Here is a 19,665-nt window from a genome sequence, read left to right as displayed (position 1 = left end):
GGCGGGCCGCCTCGCGCACGCGGCTGACCTGCGCGCGGGCGCGGGCCTCCGCGGCCTTGCGGGCGTAATGGCTGCGCATGAAGCCGAAGCGGGCCGCGGCGGCGAGCGCATCGAGACGCGCGGCCTCGCATTCCCACCACGCGATGAGTTCGGCATCGAGCGTCGGGTGAGCGGTCATGAGGGTCTCCGGGCCGTGATCGCCCAGAGATGGCGTCCCGGGCCGCGCAGCGCCAGCGCCGCTCAGGTGCGGATGACGGTGTAGAGCCCCGGGTGATGCGGGAAGCGGGCTGCCTCGCCCTGCGTGAGGGCGCGGAAGGCGGGACTCGCGACCGCCGCCGCGAAGGCGGCGGGCGAGCGCCACGTGGCGAGGTTGACGAGCGGGAAGCGCGCGCCCGGCCCGATCGCCCGATGCAGCGCCGTCGACACGAAACCGGGCTGGGCCCGCATGTGCGCGGCGGCGCGCTCCCAATAGGCGATGGCGGCCTCCTCGGCCCCGGCCTCGACCTCGAACGGGTTGATCAGCACCACGTCGCTCATGACGGCTCCTCCGGCACACTCGCCTCTTGCTCGCCCGCCTCTCGATCCCGCTCCAGCGCGGCGCGCAGGCGCCGGAGCAGGGACGCGGCCCCGGCGACATCGCAGGGTCCGCACGCCGCGCCGATCCGCGCGGCCCAGGCCGCCTGCCGCGCGTCCGCGGCCGCATAGGCCACCCGGCCGGCCGACGTCAGCACCACGAGATCCGCCCGGCGGTGGTCCGGGTTCGGGGCGAGGGCCACGAGGCCCCCCGCCGCGAGATCCGTCACGATCCGGCGCACCGCCTGCCGGGTCAGCCCCATGGCGCGGGCCACCCCCGCCACGGTCAGCGGCCGGCCGGCCAGGGCCACTGCGCCGAGCACCTGCCAGCGGGCGCTGGTCAGCCCGAGGTCGCGGGTCAGCGCATCGCCCGCCGCGATCAGCGCCCCGTTCAGCCGGAAGACCTCCAGGACGAGGTCGGTGAAGGCGGCTGCGAAGACGGCATCGTCGCTCATAACGACAATATATTGTCAAAAAGGTAATGTGTTGTCAAACGGCTTCGGCGGCGGCGCGGTTGATCCGCGGGGGCGATCCGTGCAGATGCCCTGGCGATGCGCGTGGACCTGTTCGATTTCGACCTGCCCGAGGCCCTGATCGCCCTGCGCCCGGTCGTGCCGCGGGACGCGGCGCGGCTCCTCGTGGTGCGTCCCGGGGAGAATCCGGCCGACGCGGCCGTGCGCGACCTGCCGGATCTGCTGCGGCCGGGCGATTGCCTCGTCTTCAACGACACGCGGGTGATCCCGGCCCGCCTGCGGGGCCTGCGCACCCGCGGCGAGGCCCCCGGCGTGCGGATCGAGGCGATGCTGCACCGGCGCGAGGCCCCCGACCGCTGGCGCGCCTTCGCGCGGCCGGGCAAGCGGCTGCGGGCCGGGGACCGGGTGCGGTTCGGGGCGGGTCCGGACGGCGCGGCCTGCGACCTCGGCCATCTCGACGCGACGGTGGCGGAGCGGGGGGACGGGGGCGAGGTCACCCTCGCGTTCGACCTCGCGGGGGCCTATCTCGACGAGGCGGTGGCCCGGCTCGGGGAATTGCCGCTGCCGCCCTACATCGCCGGGCGCCGCCCGGCCGATGCGCGGGACGCGGCCGACTACCAGACGGTGTTCGCGCGCGAGCCCGGCGCGGTGGCGGCCCCGACCGCCGGCCTGCACTTCACCCCCGACCTCCTCGCGCGGCTCGACGCGGCAGGGCTCGCGCAGGTGCGCGTCACGCTGCATGTCGGGGCCGGCACCTTCCTGCCCGTGAAGGCGCAGGACACGGCGGACCACCGCATGCACGCCGAGTTCGGCGAGATCACGCCGGAGGCCGCCGCCGCGCTCAACCGCGTGCGCCGGGAGGGCGGGCGGATCGTGGCCGTGGGCACCACGGCCCTGCGCCTGCTCGAATCCGCGGCCGAGCCGGACGGGACGGTCCGGCCCTTCGCGGGCACCACCGAGATCTTCATCACGCCCGGCCACCGCTTCCGGGCGGTGGACGTGCTGATGACGAACTTCCACCTGCCGCGCTCGACCCTGTTCATGCTGGTCTCGGCCTTCGCCGGGCTCGACGCGATGCGGAGCGCCTACGCGCACGCGATCGCGCGCGGCTACCGCTTCTACTCCTACGGCGATTCGAGCCTGCTCTTCCGGGCGGAGACCTGATGACGGACCATTTCCGCTTCACCGTCGCGGCGACCGACGGCGTCGCCCGCACGGGCGAGATCCGCATGCCCCGCGGCGTCATCCGCACCCCGGCCTTCATGCCGGTGGGCACGGCGGGCACCGTCAAGGCGATGTACCCCGAGCAGGTGAAGGCGCTGGGGGCCGACGTGGTGCTGGGCAACACCTACCACCTGATGCTGCGCCCCGGCGCGGAGCGGATGGCGCGCCTGGGGGGCCTGCACGCCTTCATGCAGTGGCCCTACCCGATCCTCACCGATTCGGGCGGCTTCCAGGTCATGTCCCTGTCGGGGCTGCGCAAGCTCGACGAGCGGGGGGTGACGTTCCGCTCCCACATCGACGGCACCGCCCACGAGCTGACACCCGAGCGCTCGATCGAGATCCAGGGCCTGCTCGGGGCGGACATCCAGATGCAGCTCGACGAATGCGTGCGCCTGCCGGCCGAGCGCGAGGCGATCGCCCGGGCCATGCAGCTGTCGCTGCGCTGGGCCGAGCGCTGCCGCGCGGCCTTCGGCGAGCAGCCGGGCCGGGCGCTGTTCGGCATCGTGCAGGGCGGCGACGTGCCGGCGCTCCGGGCCGAGAGCGCGCGGGCGCTCGTCGGCCTCGACCTGAAGGGCTACGCCATCGGCGGCCTCGCGGTGGGCGAGCCGCAGGCCACCATGCTCGCCATGATCGAGGCCACCGAGCCGCACCTGCCGGTGACGAAGCCCCGCTACCTCATGGGCGTCGGCACCCCCGACGACATCGTGCAGGCGGTGAGCCGCGGCATCGACATGTTCGATTGCGTGATGCCGACCCGGGCCGGGCGCCACGGCATGGTCTACACCCGCTTCGGCCGCATGAACCTGCGCAACGCGCGCTTCGCCGAGGACAACACCCCCCTCGACCCGGAGTCCGCCTGCCCGGCCGCGCACCTCTACACCAAGGCCTACCTGCACCACCTCGTGCGGGCGGGCGAGATCCTCGGCATGATGCTGCTCACCTGGAACAACCTGTCCTACTACCAGGACCTGATGGCGGGCCTGCGCCGCGCCATCGCGGCCGGGCGCCTGCAGGACTTCATCGGCGAGACCCGCGAGGGCTGGGCGCGGGCCGAGCGCGACAGGGGGGAGCGCGACAGGGGGGCGCGCGACCCGGGCGGGTCGGCCGGGGCGTGACCAATCCGTAATGTTCGGGTCACAGGCCGGTCAGGCGCGGTCCCCGAGAGTGGCAGCCATCGACCGGCCGCGCTCGCGGCCCTCGCTTCCGGAGGATCGTCCGTCCATGACCCAGCCCGTTCCCGCGTCCCGCTTCCACCGCAAGGCCCTCGCCTCCGTGGCGGCCGTGACGCTCGTGGCGACGGGTGCCCTCGGCACCGCCTTCCTGCCGCCGAGCGCGCCCGCCTTCGCCCAGGCCCTGCCGCAGACCCCGATCACCGTGCCCGAGCATCCGCCCGGCAGCTTCGCGCCGGTGGTCAACCGGGTGAAGCCCGCGGTGGTCTCCGTGAAGGTGACGCTGCGCGACGACGCGGCGGATGACGACGAGGGCCTGAGCGGCCGCAGCGTGCCGCCGCAGCTGCGCGAGTTCTTCCGCCGCTTCGGCGAGGAGAACGCGCCCCAGCGCCCGCGCAACCGCGGCCGCGCCGCGCAGGGCTCGGGCTTCTTCGTCTCGGCCGACGGCTACGTCGTCACCAACAACCACGTGGTCGAGAAGGCCAAGGCGGTCGAGGTCACCCTCGACGACGGCCGCACCCTCGACGCCAAGCTCGTCGGCACCGACCCGAAGACCGACCTCGCGCTCCTGAAGGTCACCGAGGGCGGCACCTATCCGTACGTGAAGCTCGCGCACGGGGCGCCGCAGGTCGGCGACTGGGTGGTGGCGATCGGCAACCCGTTCGGCCTCGGGGGCACGGTGACGGCCGGCATCGTCTCGGCCCGCGGCCGCGACATCGGGGCAGGTCCCTACGACGACTTCCTGCAGATCGACGCGCCGATCAACAAGGGCAATTCGGGCGGTCCGACCTTCAACGTCGCGGGCGAGGTGGTGGGCGTGAACACTGCCATCGCCTCGCCGTCCGGCGGCAACGTGGGCCTCGCCTTCGCGATCCCCTCCGAGACCGTGCAGGCGGTGGTCGATCAGCTGCGCACCGACGGCAAGGTCGCCCGCGGCTATCTCGGCCTCCAGATCCAGCCGGTGACGAAGGACATCGCCGAGGGCCTCGGGCTCGACAAGCCGAAGGGCGCGCTCGTGACGAGCACGCAGGACGGCACGCCGGCCGCCAAGGCCGGGCTGAAGTCCGGCGACGTGGTCCAGCTCGTCAACGGCGAGCCCGTCAACGACGCCCGCGAGCTGTCGCGCAAGATCGCCGCGATGAAGCCCGGCACCAAGGTCGAGGTGACCTACCTGCGGGGGGGCAAGCGCGACGTGGCGACCGTGGAACTCGGCACGCTGCCGAACGACACCAAGGTCGCCGCCCGCGAGGAGCGCGGCAGCCGCCGCGGCGATGCCCAGCCGCGGCTCGGCCTCGGCCTCGCCCCCGCCGATGCGGTGGGGGCCGGCTCCGAGGGCGTCGCGGTGGTGAGCGTCGATCCCGACGGCCCGGCGGCCGCCAAGGGCATCGAGGCGGGCGACGTCATCCTGGACGTCGGCGGCCAGCCGGTCTCCTCGGTGGCGGACGTGGCGAGCCGCATCCGCAGCGCCGAGAGCGACGGCCGCAAGGCGGTGCTGATGCGCATCAGGAGCGACAAGGGCGTGCGCTTCGTGGCGATCGCGCTCCAGAGCAGGAACGGCTGAGCACGGCCGATCCCGCAACCCGCCTTCGGAGGCCGGCCCCCAGCGGGGCCGGCCTCCGCACGTCCGCCGTCACTGCCGGCACAGGACCGCGAGGCGCCGGCCCGCCACCCGGCCGCGCGCGGTGCCGTCCGTCAGCAGGCGGTCGCCCTCCAGCCGCACCTGCGCGGCGTTCTCCAGGAGCGTGTAGCGCAGGCGCGCGACCGGCAGGCCGTACTGCCCGGCCCAGAGCCTGAGCGCCGCGCAGAAGGTCCGGAGGCCGTCCGGGCCGGGGCGCAGCGTGTCGAGGAGCGGCGCCACCTTCGGCGCCCCGAGGGCCGCGCTGCGGAAGCCCCCGAGCAGCCCCGGGCGCCCCTCCGCCACCGTGAAGGCGGCCCGCGTCTCGACCCCGAGCGCGCCCGCGCGGTCGGGCGGGCTCACGGCGAGCGACAGGGCGAGGGGCTGGTCGGCCAGCACGACGAGCGCGCGGTCGGGCGCCTGCGCGAGGTCGATGCGCACGCGCCGGTAGCCGTTCGGATCGAGGGGCGGCGCGCCCTCCGCGTCCCGCGGACGGGTGTAGAGGAGCCCGATCAGGTCGAGCCACGCCGCCGAACCCGAGACGCGGTCGGGATGGGCCGTGACGCGGAGGAGCTGCGCGCGCTGCGACTCCCGCTCGCCCGCGACGTCCGGGGCCGCGATCCCGTCGGCGAGCGCGGGACGCAGCACCGGCGGCGGTTCCGGCGGGGATGACGGCCGCGCGGGCTCCGGCTCGGGCGGCGGGGCCGTCCGGCAGGGCGCGCAGGTCTCCTTAGGAGAGGTCTCCCGGGGAGCGACGGCGGCGACGGGCTCCGGCTCCGGCCGGGCGCGGTGGGCGAGGACGCCGATGCGCGGGTCGAGGAGCAGGATCAGCACGATCGGGCTCGCCACCGCGGCGAGCGCCGCCACCCCGACCGCGCCCTGAAGGATCCTGTTCAGCACGCCACTCCCCGCCGATCCCGAGCGGATGATGCGCGATCTGGCCTTCGGGCGGGCTCCGCGGCAACGACGCAGGCGCATCGCCCTGGGGATAGCGGGGATGGGCGGCTCGCGGCCGCCCCCCAAAAAATTCCGCCGGACCGGCGGCGAGGCCGCGCGGACCGCGCGGGGAGGGAGCGTGCGGCTTGGCAGGGGACGGGCCGCGGCCGCATACTCGGCCCCGATGCGCCTCGTCCTCGCCGCCCTTCTCCTTCTCGGCTCCGCCGTCGGCGCGCAGGCGGATGCGTGCGCGCGCCTCGCCGGGCGCTTCGTGACGACGACCGGGGCGGCGATCGCCGGGCGCAGCGGCAGCGTGGTGGCGTTCGGGGCGGCGGATGCCGACCTGATGCTCCTCGATTGCGCGGCCCCCCGGCGGGTCATCCTGCGGTCGCGCTTCGCCGAGCCCAACCGCTACACCTTCGTGCTGATCGGTCTTGCGGCCCGGGCGCTCACCGGGGCGCGGGCGGAAGAGGCGGAGGCGCTGGCCCTGCGGCTCCACCGCGCGGTGCGCCTCACCGGCACCGACCGGAGCGGGCAGGCGGGGCGGGCCGAGATCCTGTGCGGGGCGAGGCCCGCGGGCGAGTTCCTGACGAACTGCCTCGTGCGGGCCGCACAGCCCCATGCGCTCAGGCGCCTATCGGGGCTTACGCAAACGCGTTAACCCTCGCCGTCATGTCGAATGCTCGCGCTTGCGCCTCGCGCGCTCCGGCCGGTCGCGCGTGACCGCCTCCACCTCGCCCACGCGGCTCATCCTCGTCCTGGCGGCCGGCGGCTTCGCCTCCACCTTCGCGGGGCGCGTGGCCGAACCCCTCGTCGGCGTGCTCGCCCGCGACTTCGCCACCAGCCCGGCCACCGTGGCGCTGCTCTCCACCGCCTTCGCGCTGCCCTACGCGCTGATCCAGCCCGTGCTCGGCCCGGTCGGCGACGCGCTCGGCAAGGAGCGGGTGGTCGCCACCTGCCTCGGCATCCTGACGCTGGCGCTCCTCCTCTGCCCGGTCACCTCCGACATCCGGGTGCTGTTCGCCCTGCGCATGCTCGCGGGCGCGGCGGCCGGCGGGGTGATCCCGCTCGCGCTCGCCATGATGGGCGATCGCATCCCGATGGACCGGCGCCAGGTCGCGATCGGGCGCTTCCTCGTCGCGGTGATCCTGGGCCAGCTCGCCGGCTCCACCGTGTCGGGCCTGATCGAGGCGCAGATCGGCTGGCGCGGGGTGTTCGTGCTCTCCGCCGCCATCGCGGCGGCGGGCGCGGCCGCGGTGCTCGCCGGCTTCTCGGGCAGCCTGCGGGGCAAGGGGGGCCGTTTCGCGGTCGGGCCGGCCCTCGTCCGCTACCGGGCGATCCTCGGCAATCCCCGCGCACGGGTGCTGTTCGCGGCGGTGTTCGTCGAGGCGATCGCGGTGTTCGGCATCTTCCCCCACCTCGCCCACCTGATCGAGGCGCGCGGCGAGGGGGGTCCGCGGGAGGCGGGCCTGGTGCTCGCCGGCTTCGCGGCCGGCGGCCTGCTCTACTCGCTCAGCGTCGGCCTGCTCCTGCGCTTCCTCGGGCAGACCCGGATGCTGATGGCCGGGGGCGCGGTCTCGGGCGGCGCCCTGATGATGGTCGGCCTCGCGGGGGCGTGGCAGCTCGATGCGCTGGCGCTGGTGGCGCTGGGTCTCGGCTTCTACATGCTCCACAACACCTACCAGGTGCAGGTCACCGAGGTGGCGCCGGAGGCCCGCGCCTCCGCGGTGGCGCTGCACGCCTTCTCGTTCTTCTGCGGGCAGGCGCTGGGGGTCGCGGTGCTCGGCCTCGGGCTGGAGACGCTGGGCCAGTTCGGCGCGCTGGCGCTCTGCGCCGCGGCCATCCTGATCCTCGGCCTCGTCACCGCGCGGCGGCTCGCCCAGCCAGTCCGGCGCGTGCAATTGCCCTAGCGGATCCCGGCCGATGAACGGAGAATGAATGACGATGCGGCCGCCTCCGCTTCTGGAACGATCGCGGCTCGCCCCGGAACTTCCGGCCTCCTCGCCCGTTGACTTGCCTGGATTGATTCACATGCGAGGAGATTTCATGCGCAAGCTCGCGATCCTGTCCGCCGCCGCCGCCCTGTCGCTCGGCACGATGGCGACGATGTCGGCCCCGGCCGAGGCCCGGCCCGGCTATCGCGGCGGCTACGGCCACGGCTACCACGGTGGTCCCTACGCCCGCGGCTACGGCTATCGCGGCGGGTACGGCTATCGCGGCGGCCGGCGCGGCATCTCGACGGGTGCCGCCGTGGGTCTCGGCATCGCGGGCCTCGCGGCCGGCGCCATCGCGGCCGATGCCGCGCGTCGCAACGGCTACGGCTATTACGGCGCGCCGGCCTACCGGCCCGCGCCGGCCTACGGCTACTACGACGACGGCTACTGAGCCGCACGCCACTGCGCGCGTTCCGGCGGCCGGGGCGATCCCCGGCCGCCTTTGTCGTGCCCGTCAGCGGGCGCGGTAGGGGGGCACGCCCTGGTCGGGCAGCCAGAGGGAGGCGGGCGGCGCGCCGGTCTGCCAGAAGACGTCGATCGGGATGCCGCCGCGCGGGTACCAGTAGCCGCCGATGCGCAGGAAGCGGGGCTCCAGCAGCCCCGCGAGCCGCTTGCCGATCGCGACCGTGCAATCCTCGTGGAAGGCGCCGTGATCGCGGAAGCTGTGCAGGTAGAGCTTGAGCGACTTCGATTCCACCAGCCAGCGGTCGGGCAGGTAGTCGATCACCAGGATCGCGAAGTCGGGCTGGCCCGTGACCGGGCACAGCGAGGTGAATTCCGGCGCCGTGAAGCGGGCGAGGTAGTCGGTGTCCGGGTGCGGGTTCGGCACCCGGTCGAGCTGCGCCTCCTCGGGCGAGCGGGGCAGGGCGGCGGAGCGCCCGAGCTGCAGGGTCTCGTCGGTCATGGGCTGGTCGGTCATGGGCCCGATATAGGCGCGCGCAGGCCCTCCGCGCTACGGCACGTTGCCGTCCCCGGCCTGCCCTTGAGCTGGTTGCCCCTGAGCCGGTTGCCCTTGGGGTGCTTGCCGCGCGCGGCGTCTTGGCGGATAAGCCCGGCCTGACGACGGCCGCCTGCCGGAGAGAGCGACCCTCATGACCGCGATCACCAACATCGCCGCCCGCCAGATCCTCGACAGCCGGGGCAACCCGACCGTGGAGGTCGACGTCCTCCTGGAGGACGGATCCTTCGGCCGCGCCGCCGTGCCCTCGGGTGCCTCCACGGGTGCGCACGAGGCGGTGGAGCTGCGCGACGGCGACAAGGCGAAGTTCGGCGGCAAGGGCGTGCTCAAGGCGGTCGCGTCCGTCAACGGCGAGATCCTCGATGCCATCGGCGGCATGGACGCGGAGGATCAGGTCGCGGTCGACGAGGCGATGATCGAGCTCGACGGCACGCCCAACAAGGCCCGCCTCGGCGCCAACGCGATCCTGGGCGTCTCGCTCGCCGTCGCCAAGGCCGCCGCGGAAGCCTCCGGCCTGCCGCTCTACCGCTACGTCGGCGGCACCCAGGCCCGCATCCTGCCGGTGCCGATGATGAACATCATCAACGGCGGCGCGCATGCCGACAACCCGATCGACTTCCAGGAATTCATGATCATGCCGGTGGGCGCCGCCTCGCTCGCCGAGGCGGTGCGCATGGGCGCGGAGGTGTTCCAGACCCTCAAGGGCGCCCTCAAGAAGGCCGGCCACAACACCAATGTCGGCGACGAGGGGGGCTTCGCCCCCAACCTCCCCTCGGCCGAGGCCGCCCTCGACTTCGTGATGGAGTCGGTCCGCGCCGCCGGCTACGAGCCGGGCCGGGACATCGTGCTGGCGCTCGACTGCGCGGCCACCGAGTTCTTCAAGAACGGCGCCTACGTGTACGAGGGCGAGGGCCAGACCCGCGACCCGGCGGCCCAGGCCGCCTACCTCGCCAAGCTGGTCGACGCCTACCCGATCCTCTCGATCGAGGACGGCATGGCCGAGGACGACTGGGACGGCTGGAAGGCGCTGACCGACGCGGTCGGCGGGCGCTGCCAGCTCGTCGGCGACGACCTGTTCGTCACGAACGTGGCGCGGCTCTCGGAGGGCATCGCCAAGGGCACGGCGAACTCGATCCTGGTCAAGGTCAACCAGATCGGCTCGCTCACCGAGACGCTCGCGGCCGTCGACATGGCCCACCGCGCCGGCTACACGGCGGTGATGTCCCACCGCTCCGGCGAGACCGAGGACGCGACCATCGCGGACCTCGCGGTCGCGACGAATTGCGGGCAGATCAAGACCGGTTCGCTCGCCCGCTCCGACCGGCTCGCCAAGTACAACCAGCTCATCCGCATCGAGGAGGGGCTGGGCACGCAGGCGCGCTACGCCGGACGCGCCGCGCTGAAGGCCTGACGGGACGGCCCGGGGGAGGGCGAGGGCGGGCCTTGAGCCTTCCTTAACCATCCCCCCGTAGCCTGCCGGCATGGTCGTCCGTCGCCGCACCCGTGCCATCCTGCTGCCGCTCGGCCTCTACGCCGCCTCGGTGCTGGCGGTCGGCTACTTCCTGAACGAGGCGGAGAACGGCAACCGCGGCCTGGAGGCCAAGCGGGCGCTGAAGATCCAGGCCTACGGCCTGCAGCAGGAACTCGACGCCGCCAGGGCCGACCGGGCCGAGTGGGAGCGGCGCGTCGCCCTGCTGCGCAGCGACCAGATCGACCGCGACCTCCTGGAGGAACGCGCCCGCATCGTGCTCGGGCGCGTCCACCCCAACGACGTCGTCATCATCACGCCCTGACGGCGGCGGTCCGGCGGAGTGTGCAAGGGCTTCCGGCAAGGGCTTCCGGCAGGGGCTTCCGGCAAGAGTTCCCGGCCTTCCGGGCCTCGCCTTCCGGCACCGGCTGCCCTAGAAGCTGTTGGACCAAGGTCGCACAGCCGGGAGGGCGCCGATGGATGCCGCGAACGAGGCCCGTCAGGAGGATAAGGGTGCAGCGGGCAAGGGCGCATCGCCCAAATCCCCGTCACCCAAATCCGCCGCATCCAGACCCTCCAACAAGGCCTCCAACGCACCCCAGTTCACCCGCGAGGAGGATCAGCACGCCTACCGCGAGATGCTGCTCATCCGCCGCTTCGAGGAGAAGGCCGGCCAGCTCTACGGCATGGGCCTGATCGGCGGCTTCTGCCACCTCTACATCGGCCAGGAGGCCGTGGTGATCGGGGTGCAGATGGCCTCGAAGGACGGCGATCAGGTCATCACCGGCTACCGCGACCACGGCCACATGCTGGCCTGCGGCATGGACCCCAAGGGCGTGATGGCGGAGCTCACCGGCCGCCGCGGCGGGTATTCCCGCGGCAAGGGCGGCTCCATGCACATGTTCTCCCGCGAGAAGAACTTCTATGGCGGCCACGGCATCGTCGGTGCCCAGGTCTCGCTCGGCACCGGCATCGGCTTCGCCAACAAGTACCGCGGCGACGGCGCGGTGAGCCTCACCTACATGGGCGACGGCGCGGCCAACCAGGGCCAGGTCTACGAGAGCTTCAACATGGCGCAGCTGTGGAAGCTGCCCGTGGTCTACGTGATCGAGAACAACCGCTACGCCATGGGCACCTCGGTGACCCGGGCCTCGGCCCAGACCGACTTCTCCAAGCGCGGCATCTCCTTCGGCATCCCGGGCGAGCAGGTCGACGGCATGGACGTGCGCGCCGTGCGCGAGGCGGCGGCGCGCGCCATCGCGCATGCCCGCGACGGCGAGGGACCCTACATCCTGGAGATGCAGACCTACCGCTACCGCGGCCACTCGATGTCCGACCCGGCCAAGTACCGCACCAAGGACGAGGTCGCCCGGATGCGCGAGGAATCCGACCCGATCGAGCAGGTGCGCAAGCGCCTGCTCGGCCCCCACAAGGTCCCGGAGGACGAGATCAAGGCGATCGACGCCAAGGTGCGCGAGATCGTCAACGAATCGGCGGAGTTCGCCACCAGCGATCCCGAGCCCGATCCGTCCGAGCTGTGGACCGACGTCCTGCTCGAACCCGCCCGCGCCTGACCCCCATCTCGGATCGACAGAAGCACCCATGGCGACCGACATCCTGATGCCCGCCCTCTCGCCCACCATGGAGCAGGGCAAGCTGGCGAAGTGGCTCAAGAAGGAAGGGGACCCGGTCAAGCCCGGCGACATCCTGGCGGAGATCGAGACCGACAAGGCGACCATGGAGGTCGAGGCGGTCGACGAGGGCGTGCTCGCCAAGATCCTGATCGCCGACGGCACCGACAACGTGGCGGTCAACACGCCGATCGCGGTGCTGGCGGGCGAGGGCGAGGACGTCTCGGCCGCCGCGACGAAGCCGAACGGCGCCGCCAAGCCGGATGGGACCAAGCCGGATGGGGCCAAGGGCGAGGGCCAGCCCGCGCCGGCCCCCGACATGAAGGCGGAGGGGCAGGCCGGGACGCCCGCCCCCGCCGCCAAGACGAGCGAGGACAGGCCGGTCGCCCCCGCGGCGCCCGCGGTGATCACCAATCGCAGCGCCGACCGGGCGATGGCCGAGATCCCGGAGGGCACCGAGATGGTGACCCAGACGGTGCGCGAGGCCCTGCGCGACGCGATGGCCGAGGAGATGCGCCGGGACGAGACCGTCTTCGTGATGGGCGAGGAGGTCGCCGAGTACCAGGGCGCCTACAAGATCACGCAGGGCCTGCTGCAGGAATTCGGCGCGCGCCGCGTCGTCGACACCCCGATCACCGAGCACGGCTTCGCCGGCGTCGGCGTCGGCGCGGCCTTCACGGGCCTGCGCCCCGTCGTCGAGTTCATGACCTTCAACTTCGCCATGCAGGCGATCGACCAGATCATCAACTCGGCGGCCAAGACCCTCTACATGTCGGGCGGGCAGCTCGGCTGCCCGATCGTGTTTCGCGGCCCCAACGGCGCGGCGGCCCGCGTCGCGGCCCAGCACAGCCACGACTACGCGGCGTGGTACTCCAACGTGCCGGGCCTCAAGGTGGTGATGCCCTACACCGCCTCGGACGCGAAGGGCCTGCTCAAGAGCGCCATCCGCGACCCCAACCCCGTGATCTTCCTCGAGAACGAGATCCTGTACGGGCAGTCCTTCCCGGTGCCGAAGGGCGACGGGTTCACGGTGCCGATCGGCAAGGCGAAGGTCCACCGCGAGGGCCGGGACGTCACCCTCGTGTCCTTCGGCATCGGCATGACCTACGCGCTGAAGGCCGCGCACGAACTCGCCGAGGCGGGGATCGACGCCGAGGTGATCGACCTGCGCACCATCCGGCCGATGGATTCCGAGACGATCGTGGACTCGGTGAGGAAGACCGGCCGCTGCGTCACCGTGGAGGAGGGCTTTCCGCAATCGGGCGTGGGGGCCGAGATCGCCGCGCGGCTGATGGTCGACGCCTTCGACTACCTCGACGCGCCGGTCCTGCGCATCACCGGCAAGGACGTGCCGATGCCCTACGCGGCGAACCTGGAGAAGCTCGCTCTTCCGACCGTCGCCGAGGTGATCGAGGCGGCCAAGGCCGTCTGCTACCGGTAGGCCGATGGCGGACGACGGCACGTTCGAGGCCCTCTCGGTCCCCCCCGACGCCCTGGAGCACGGCGGGGTCGAGGTGCTGCGCGCCGCCGTCGTCGACGGGGCGGTGAGCTTTGCGCTGCGCCGCTCCTTCGACGACCCGGCCACCTGGGGCCGCCTGCTGATCGACCTCGCCCGGCAGGCGGCGCGGGTCTATGCCCGGGAGACCGAGATCTCCGAGGAGGAGGCCTTCGCGCGCATCCGCGCCGGGATGGAGGCCGAGAGCCTCGATCCCGAGAGCTTCAACTGACGGGCCGCGCCATGCCCGAGGCCGCGCCGCTCTGGGCCACCTACGCCGACCTCGAGGCGGTGCCGGACCACCTCGTGGCCGAGATCATCGATGGCGTGCTGGAAACGCATCCGCGGCCGCGGATGCAGCACGGCGCAGCCGCCGGCGAGTTGTACGCCGGACTGACCCTGCCGTTCCGACGCGGCCGCGGCGGTCCGGGCGGCTGGATCTTCGTGATCGAGCCGGAACTGCATCTCGGGCGCCACGTGGTCGTGCCGGACCTTGCCGGCTGGCGCCGCGAGCGGCTGCCGGCCGAGCCGGAGACCGCCTTCACCGAGATCGCACCGGACTGGATTTGCGAGATCCCGGCCCCGTCCACCGCCCGGCTCGACCGTGGGCCGAAGCGGCGAATCTACGCCGAAGCCGGTGTCGGCCATCTCTGGCTGCGCGATCCCACGGACGGCGTGCTCGAGGGCTTCGCCCTCACCGGCGGACGCTGGCTGCTGCTGGGCACCGTGGAGCGCGGCGAGGCGGTGGACCTGCCGCCCTTCGACGCCGTCCCGTTCGCGCTCGACGACCTCTTTCCTTCGACGATCCGCCCCTCGACGACCCGGCCGCCCTGGCCCCGCCCGAGACCTGACCCATGCCGATCAACGTGCTGATGCCCGCCCTCTCGCCCACGATGGAGAAGGGCAACCTCGCCAAGTGGCTCAAGAAGGAGGGGGACACGGTCAAGGCCGGCGACGTGCTGGCCGAGATCGAGACCGACAAGGCGACCATGGAGGTCGAGGCCGTCGACGAGGGCGTGCTCGCCCGGATCGTGGTGCCGGAGGGCACCGCGGACGTGCCGGTGAACGACCTGATCGCGCTGATCGCCGGGGAGGGCGAGGACCCGAAGAGCGTCGGTGCCGGGGGCGGGGCCAAGCCCCAATCGTCCAAGGCCGAATCTGCCAAGCCCCAATCATCCAAGCCCGAGGTGGGCACGGACGCCGCGGACCGCACGCCCGGCGGCGGCACCATGGCGTATGCCCGGGTGAACGAGGCGCCGGACGCCGCCAAACCCGACGCCGCCAAACCCGCAGCCACGCCGGAGCCCAGGCCGAACGGCGCCGCGGCCCCGGGCGGGCGGATCTTCGCCTCGCCGCTCGCGCGCCGCATCGCCAAGCAGGAGGGGATCGACCTCTCGGGCGTGACGGGCTCCGGCCCGCACGGCCGGGTGATCGAGCGCGACGTGCGCGCGGCGCTCAAGGAGGGCGGCGCGAAGGCTCCGTCCGCCGCGCAGGATACCTCCGCGCAGACGCCCCCGGCGGCGAGCCCGGACGCCCCGGCGGACAAGGCCGCGCCGGCCAAGCCCGCCGCTGCGGGCGCCGCCCCGCCGCCCGGCCTCAGCGCCAAGCAGGTGATGGGGATGTTCAAGCCGGGCTCCTACGACGAGGTGCCCCTCGACGGCATGCGCAAGACCATCGCCAAGCGCCTCACCGAGGCGATGCAGGTGGCGCCGCATTTCTATCTCACCGTCGATTGCGAGCTCGACGCCCTGATGGCCCTGCGTGAGCAGCTCAATGCCAGCGCCGCCAAGGACAAGGACGGCAAGCCGGCCTTCAAGCTCTCGGTGAACGATTTCGTCATCAAGGCGATGGGGCTGGCGCTGATGCGGGTCCCGGCGGCCAACGCCGTCTGGGCCGAGGACCGGATCCTGCGCTTCGACAACGCCGAGGTGGGCGTCGCCGTGGCGATCGACGGCGGGCTGTTCACGCCCGTCATCCGCCAGGCCGACCGGAAGACGCTCTCGACGATTTCCAACGAGATGAAGGACTTCGCCGCCCGCGCCCGGGCCAAGAAGCTCAAGCCCGAGGAATACCAGGGCGGCGTCACGTCCGTGTCCAATCTCGGCATGTTCGGCATCAAGCACTTCACCGCGGTGATCAACCCGCCGCAATCGACGATCCTGGCGGTCGGCGCGGGCGAGAAGCGCGTCGTCGTGAAGGACGGCGCCCCGGCGGTCGTGCAGATGATGACCTGCACCCTGTCCTGCGACCACCGGGTGCTGGACGGGGCGCTCGGCGCCGAACTGATCTCGGCCTTCAAGGGCCTGATCGAGAGCCCGATGGGGATGCTGGTGTGAGCCGCGGCGCGTCCGGCGCCGCCCTCGTCCGCTCAGTCCCTGTCCTGCCGGCGCTCGCCGCCACGGAGCCCTGACGCATGTCCGACCCCTACGACGTCCTCATCATCGGCGCCGGCCCCGGCGGCTACGTGACGGCGATCCGCGCCGCGCAGCTCGGCTTCAGGACCGCGGTGGTGGACCGCGAGCACCTGGGGGGCATCTGCCTCAACTGGGGCTGCATCCCGACCAAGGCCCTGCTGCGCTCCGCCGAAATCTTCCACTATCTCCAGCACGCCAAGGAGTACGGGCTCTCGGCCGAGGGCGTGAGCTTCGACACGGCCGCCATCGTCAAGCGCTCGCGCGGCGTGTCGGGGCGCCTCAACGGCGGCGTCGGCATGCTGCTCAAGAAGAACAAGGTCGACGTGATCTGGGGCGAGGCGCGGATCGAGGCCGCGCCCAAGGGCACCACGCCGGGCCGCGTCGCGGTGGCGCAGACCACGCGGGCCGAGGCCCCGAAGGGCGCCAAGGGGCCGGGCGCGTACGCGGCCAAGCACATCATCGTGGCGACGGGCGCCCGCCCGCGGGTCATCCCCGGCATCGAGCCCGACAAGCGCCAGATCTGGACCTACTACGAGGCGATGGTGCCGGAGACGATGCCCAAGAGCCTGCTCGTCATGGGCTCGGGCGCCATCGGCATCGAGTTCGCCTCCTTCTACCGCACCATGGGCGCCGAGGTGACGGTGGTGGAGCTGCTGCCGCAGATCCTGCCGGTGGAGGATGCCGAGATCGCCGCCCTCGCCCGCAAGCGGTTCGAGAAGCAGGGCATCCGGATCCTCACCGGCGCCAAGGTCACGACGGTCGCCAAGGGCCAGGACGGGGTGACGGCGACGGTCGAGGCGGACGGCAAGGCGCAGACGATCACCGCCGAGAAGCTGATCTCGGCGGTGGGCGTGGTCGGCAACATCGAGAATCTCGGGCTCGAAGCGCTCGGGGTGACGATCGAGCGCGGCCTCGTGGCGACGGACGGGCTCGGGCGCACCGCGGTGCCGGGGATCTACGCGATCGGCGACGTGGCCGGCCCGCCGATGCTCGCCCACAAGGCCGAGCACGAGGGGGTGCTCTGCATCGAGACCATCAAGGGCCTGCCCACCCACCCGATGGACAAGGGCAAGATCCCGGGCTGCACCTACTGCCAGCCGCAGATCGCCTCGGTGGGGCTCACGGAAGCCAAGGCCAAGGAGCAGGGCTTCGACGTCCGCGTCGGCCGTTTCCCCTTCATGGGCAACGGCAAGGCGATCGCGCTCGGCGAGCCGGACGGCCTGATCAAGACCGTGTTCGACCGCAAGACCGGCCAGCTGCTCGGCGCCCACATGGTCGGGGCCGAGGTGACCGAGCTGATCCAGGGCTACGTGGTGGCGATGCAGCTGGAGACCACCGAGGAGGACCTGATGCACACGGTCTTCCCGCACCCGACCCTGTCCGAGATGATGCACGAGAGCGTGCTCGACGCGTATGGGCGGGTGATCCACGTGTGAGGGGGGGAGGCCCGCAGCCTCCCGCCGGACGAGCCGTCAGCGCCCCGAAGCCAGTCCGGAGCTTGGCCCGGCACGATCGATCCGGCAGACACCAAGCCGATACGGACCGGTCAAACCCGGGACACGTCGGCCGAACATCCTGCGGTGCCCGAAGAGGTGTGCAAGGGAGCACTCGCCATGATCAAACGCCTGATGGCCGGCACCATCCTCGCCGTCGTGACCAGCACCGCCTGCTTGGCCCAGGCCACCGGGGGATCGTCGGACGGCCCGCCCTCAAGCTCAGGGGGCGACAATCCCCGCCCCGACTGGTCTCGTCGCGGCCCGCCCGATGGCGACCGCGAGGGCGGCTGGCGCGGGCGTCCGTTCATGGCCGGTATGAAGGGGGCTCGGCTGCGCTTTCACCGCGGCGAGGTCGGCATGGACCTCAAATGCGCCGCCGATGACAGCACGAAGGCCTGCGTGGATGCGCTCATGCCGCTCGTGGACAAGCTGCTCCAGGGGCGCTGACCGGTCGGACCGGCTGTCGCCCGGGACCGAGAGGCCCGCGAGCGCGAGGCGGGCCGTCCGCAGCGTGGAAGCGGCCCTCCGTCGCTCAGCCCGCTCGCTCGAGCGGCGACCGCAGGACGAAGCGGTTCCGGCGCCGCTCGCAGCAAACCGGTCTAGGTCCAGCTGTGATCGCGGGCGGCGGACGCGTCCTCGGCAAGCGCGGCGGCGTTCCGCAGGCTTGCGGCACATTCGGTCGCCCCGGCGGGCGAGAACTGGAACATCAGCTCCGCACCGCCCAGCACCCGCACGACCAGAACCGGACGGCCCGTCTCGATCGATCGGCCGGTGGCCCACTCCTTCACCGGGAAGTGGCAATTGTCGATGGGCGTGCCCGCGGGGGGAGGTTCGGCGCTGCTGCACACCGTGCTCACCGCCAGCAGGGCACGGCCGAGGTCCCTGGATTGCGCCGGCGTCAGATCGATCGGAATCGTGCGATCGCCGGCGTGCACCTTCAGGACCGGATCGCCGTCGGGGCCGACCTCGACCGTGAATCGGAGTTCGGCCTGCATGCGTGCCTCGGATGGGGTCGGCCGACGCATCCTGTTTCGGGACGCGCCAGCCCGGAGGTCCGGTGTCTCTGTGTGCGGCGACAGATCGAGCCTGACCTGAGCAGGTTGCCTTGTCCAGAGCGGACAGAAGAACTCTTCGGGAGTAAGTCGAGCCCGGATCGCAGGTCACCGAGCGGCGCCGGAATGACTGATCGTTCAAGGTTGCGCGACCCGCCAAGACCGGAGCGGAGCGTCCGAGGACGGCTTCGACGGGGCCAACCCGGGGGCGAGGCTGGTCTGTTTGGACGAGAGGCGGCGTGAGGGCGGCGGCGGCGCGGCGCGGGCCGCATCCCACCGCCCTGGCCCGAGGCGCGGGGACGCACGCACGATCGCCCCCGTGCAAGCAGGGAGACTTGCGCGACGGGCCGAACGCCCGACGCCCTCTGCGTCAGGATTGCCGCATCATTGCGCGACATGATCCATCATCTCGAATCGATCGCAAAGCCGACCGACCAAGTCCGGCGCGGAGTTCCATCGCCGACGAGCAGGGCGGCGGCTCCGGTCGCGGATCCTAACCTTGGCCCGGACGCCGTGGAACCGGCACGGTTCGCCACCGTTACTATGCGGGTGCCATCGACGCATCAAGAACATCTGGAGGAGCGAGATGGATAAGGATCGCGTGGAAGGGTCTGCCACGAATATCGGCGGCAAGATCAAGGAAGGCGCCGGCAAGATGACCGGCGACGAGAAGCTGAAGAGCGAAGGCATCGCCGATCAGGTGAAGGGCAGCATCCAGAACGCCGTCGGCAGCATCAAGGATGCCTTCAAGGGCAAGTGATCAGGGCCAAGTGATTAGGGCCAAGTGATCAGGGCCGCGTGAGTACGGCCGCCTGATCGGGGGCGAGGGACCGTCCCTCCGTCGCCTCCCGCACCGCGGTGCGGGAGGCGCGCCGGCGCGGGCTCAGCCGCACATCCGGCGATAGCGCCGGCAATTGCCGGCGCCCTGCTCGCCCAGCTCCTCCTTGTAGAGGCAGGCTTGACGCAGTTCGCGGCACATCGCCCGGCTCGGGCCGCGCCGCTCCTCGTAATACTCCCGCTGCACCCCATAGGGCCGCCGTCCGTCATCGATCCGGACGCCGCCCGGCCCGATGGAGAAGCCCTGGGCGAAAGCGGTGCCGGGAAGGCCGAGACAGGCCGCAGCCGCGGCCATGCCGAGAACGAGGCGTCGCATGGCGATGAACTCCT

Annotated in this window: 22 protein-coding genes; 16 read left to right on the top strand and 6 right to left on the bottom strand. The window is 72.4% G+C overall.

Annotation, left to right across the window (positions count from 1 at the left end; all coding sequences use genetic code 11):
* Window positions 1-240 precede the first annotated feature (240 nt).
* Together MFF61_RS23390 and MFF61_RS23385 are read right to left on the bottom strand one after the other, a co-directional pair.
* On the bottom strand, window positions 241-537 hold the full coding sequence (locus MFF61_RS23390) for an antibiotic biosynthesis monooxygenase (RefSeq protein WP_238239646.1): 297 nt from the start codon (window positions 535-537) through the stop codon (window positions 241-243).
* Complete coding sequence (locus MFF61_RS23385; RefSeq protein WP_238239644.1) at window positions 534-1,028, bottom strand: MarR family winged helix-turn-helix transcriptional regulator; 495 nt, start codon at window positions 1,026-1,028, stop codon at window positions 534-536. Before MFF61_RS23385 ends, MFF61_RS23390 begins: the two co-directional genes overlap by 4 nt.
* A 96-nt stretch (window positions 1,029-1,124) precedes the next feature.
* Here MFF61_RS23385 and queA point away from each other — a divergent pair, with 96 nt between their 5' ends.
* The 3 genes from queA to MFF61_RS23370 all read left to right on the top strand — a co-directional run bounded on the left by queA (window position 1,125) and on the right by MFF61_RS23370 (window position 5,000).
* On the top strand, window positions 1,125-2,210 hold the full coding sequence (queA, locus tag MFF61_RS23380; RefSeq protein WP_238239633.1) for a tRNA preQ1(34) S-adenosylmethionine ribosyltransferase-isomerase QueA: 1,086 nt from the start codon (window positions 1,125-1,127) through the stop codon (window positions 2,208-2,210).
* Complete coding sequence (gene tgt / locus MFF61_RS23375; RefSeq protein ID WP_238239630.1) at window positions 2,210-3,385, top strand: tRNA guanosine(34) transglycosylase Tgt; 1,176 nt, start codon at window positions 2,210-2,212, stop codon at window positions 3,383-3,385. Before queA ends, tgt begins: the two co-directional genes overlap by 1 nt.
* Before the next feature lie 106 nt (window positions 3,386-3,491).
* Complete coding sequence (locus tag MFF61_RS23370; RefSeq protein WP_238239617.1) at window positions 3,492-5,000, top strand: Do family serine endopeptidase; 1,509 nt, start codon at window positions 3,492-3,494, stop codon at window positions 4,998-5,000.
* A gap of 69 nt (window positions 5,001-5,069) precedes the next feature.
* On the opposite strand, the gene MFF61_RS23365 is transcribed toward MFF61_RS23370, so the two are convergent.
* The gene (locus MFF61_RS23365) at window positions 5,070-5,954 is read right to left on the bottom strand and encodes a hypothetical protein (protein WP_238239602.1); all 885 of its coding nucleotides are present in this window, start codon (window positions 5,952-5,954) and stop codon (window positions 5,070-5,072) included.
* Between the two features lie 220 nt (window positions 5,955-6,174).
* On the opposite strand from MFF61_RS23365, the gene MFF61_RS23360 reads away from it, so the two are divergent.
* The 3 genes from MFF61_RS23360 to MFF61_RS23350 all read left to right on the top strand — a co-directional run bounded on the left by MFF61_RS23360 (window position 6,175) and on the right by MFF61_RS23350 (window position 8,375).
* Window positions 6,175-6,651 (top strand): hypothetical protein, encoded by a 477-nt coding sequence (locus MFF61_RS23360; RefSeq protein WP_238239598.1) that lies wholly within the window; start codon window positions 6,175-6,177, stop codon window positions 6,649-6,651.
* Window positions 6,652-6,709: 58 nt separating this feature from the next.
* Entirely contained in the window at window positions 6,710-7,900 is a 1,191-nt protein-coding gene (locus tag MFF61_RS23355; RefSeq protein WP_238239595.1) for an MFS transporter, read from the top strand.
* 136 nt (window positions 7,901-8,036) lie between these two features.
* Window positions 8,037-8,375, top strand: coding sequence for a hypothetical protein (locus MFF61_RS23350; protein WP_238239593.1), 339 nt, complete (start codon window positions 8,037-8,039; stop codon window positions 8,373-8,375).
* A 63-nt stretch (window positions 8,376-8,438) separates the two neighbouring features.
* On the opposite strand, the gene queF is transcribed toward MFF61_RS23350, so the two are convergent.
* Window positions 8,439-8,888, bottom strand: coding sequence for a preQ(1) synthase (gene queF / locus MFF61_RS23345; RefSeq protein WP_238239707.1), 450 nt, complete (start codon window positions 8,886-8,888; stop codon window positions 8,439-8,441).
* Window positions 8,889-9,075: 187 nt separating this feature from the next.
* Between queF and eno the strand changes: the two genes are divergently transcribed.
* From eno to MFF61_RS23300, 9 genes are all read left to right on the top strand, one after another.
* A complete protein-coding gene (eno, locus tag MFF61_RS23340; RefSeq protein ID WP_238239591.1) occupies window positions 9,076-10,353 on the top strand; it encodes a phosphopyruvate hydratase in 1,278 nt (425 codons plus the stop codon).
* A 70-nt stretch (window positions 10,354-10,423) separates the two neighbouring features.
* Entirely contained in the window at window positions 10,424-10,735 is a 312-nt protein-coding gene (locus tag MFF61_RS23335) for an FtsB family cell division protein (protein ID WP_238239589.1), read from the top strand.
* 151 nt (window positions 10,736-10,886) lie between these two features.
* Complete coding sequence (gene pdhA / locus MFF61_RS23330; protein WP_238239586.1) at window positions 10,887-11,984, top strand: pyruvate dehydrogenase (acetyl-transferring) E1 component subunit alpha; 1,098 nt, start codon at window positions 10,887-10,889, stop codon at window positions 11,982-11,984.
* Window positions 11,985-12,012: 28 nt separating this feature from the next.
* Window positions 12,013-13,482 (top strand): pyruvate dehydrogenase complex E1 component subunit beta, encoded by a 1,470-nt coding sequence (locus tag MFF61_RS23325; RefSeq protein WP_238239584.1) that lies wholly within the window; start codon window positions 12,013-12,015, stop codon window positions 13,480-13,482.
* Window positions 13,483-13,486: 4 nt separating this feature from the next.
* Window positions 13,487-13,768 (top strand): DUF5076 domain-containing protein, encoded by a 282-nt coding sequence (locus MFF61_RS23320; protein ID WP_238239581.1) that lies wholly within the window; start codon window positions 13,487-13,489, stop codon window positions 13,766-13,768.
* 11 nt (window positions 13,769-13,779) lie between these two features.
* The gene (locus tag MFF61_RS23315; RefSeq protein WP_238239579.1) at window positions 13,780-14,409 is read left to right on the top strand and encodes a Uma2 family endonuclease; all 630 of its coding nucleotides are present in this window, start codon (window positions 13,780-13,782) and stop codon (window positions 14,407-14,409) included.
* Window positions 14,391-15,872: a pyruvate dehydrogenase complex dihydrolipoamide acetyltransferase gene (locus MFF61_RS23310; RefSeq protein WP_238239577.1), complete on the top strand. Its 1,482-nt coding sequence runs from the start codon at window positions 14,391-14,393 to the stop codon at window positions 15,870-15,872. The genes MFF61_RS23315 and MFF61_RS23310 overlap by 19 nt, the downstream gene beginning before the upstream one ends.
* Before the next feature lie 77 nt (window positions 15,873-15,949).
* Complete coding sequence (gene lpdA / locus MFF61_RS23305; RefSeq protein ID WP_238239575.1) at window positions 15,950-17,386, top strand: dihydrolipoyl dehydrogenase; 1,437 nt, start codon at window positions 15,950-15,952, stop codon at window positions 17,384-17,386.
* Between the two features lie 177 nt (window positions 17,387-17,563).
* Window positions 17,564-17,893 (top strand): hypothetical protein, encoded by a 330-nt coding sequence (locus tag MFF61_RS23300; RefSeq protein ID WP_238239573.1) that lies wholly within the window; start codon window positions 17,564-17,566, stop codon window positions 17,891-17,893.
* A 152-nt stretch (window positions 17,894-18,045) separates the two neighbouring features.
* Here MFF61_RS23300 and MFF61_RS23295 read toward each other — a convergent pair whose 3' ends face one another.
* Window positions 18,046-18,441 (bottom strand): hypothetical protein, encoded by a 396-nt coding sequence (locus MFF61_RS23295; protein WP_238239571.1) that lies wholly within the window; start codon window positions 18,439-18,441, stop codon window positions 18,046-18,048.
* Between the two features lie 643 nt (window positions 18,442-19,084).
* On the opposite strand from MFF61_RS23295, the gene MFF61_RS23290 reads away from it, so the two are divergent.
* Window positions 19,085-19,258, top strand: coding sequence for a CsbD family protein (locus tag MFF61_RS23290; protein ID WP_238239568.1), 174 nt, complete (start codon window positions 19,085-19,087; stop codon window positions 19,256-19,258).
* Between the two features lie 123 nt (window positions 19,259-19,381).
* Here MFF61_RS23290 and MFF61_RS23285 read toward each other — a convergent pair whose 3' ends face one another.
* Window positions 19,382-19,651 (bottom strand): hypothetical protein, encoded by a 270-nt coding sequence (locus MFF61_RS23285; protein ID WP_238239566.1) that lies wholly within the window; start codon window positions 19,649-19,651, stop codon window positions 19,382-19,384.
* Between the last annotated feature and the right edge of the window lie 14 nt (window positions 19,652-19,665).

The sequence above is a fragment of the Methylobacterium isbiliense genome (assembly GCF_022179325.1).
Lineage (GTDB): Bacteria > Pseudomonadota > Alphaproteobacteria > Rhizobiales > Beijerinckiaceae > Methylobacterium > Methylobacterium isbiliense.
Note: the sequence above shows the minus strand (reverse complement) of the source record. Positions and strands in the feature narration are given on the sequence as shown.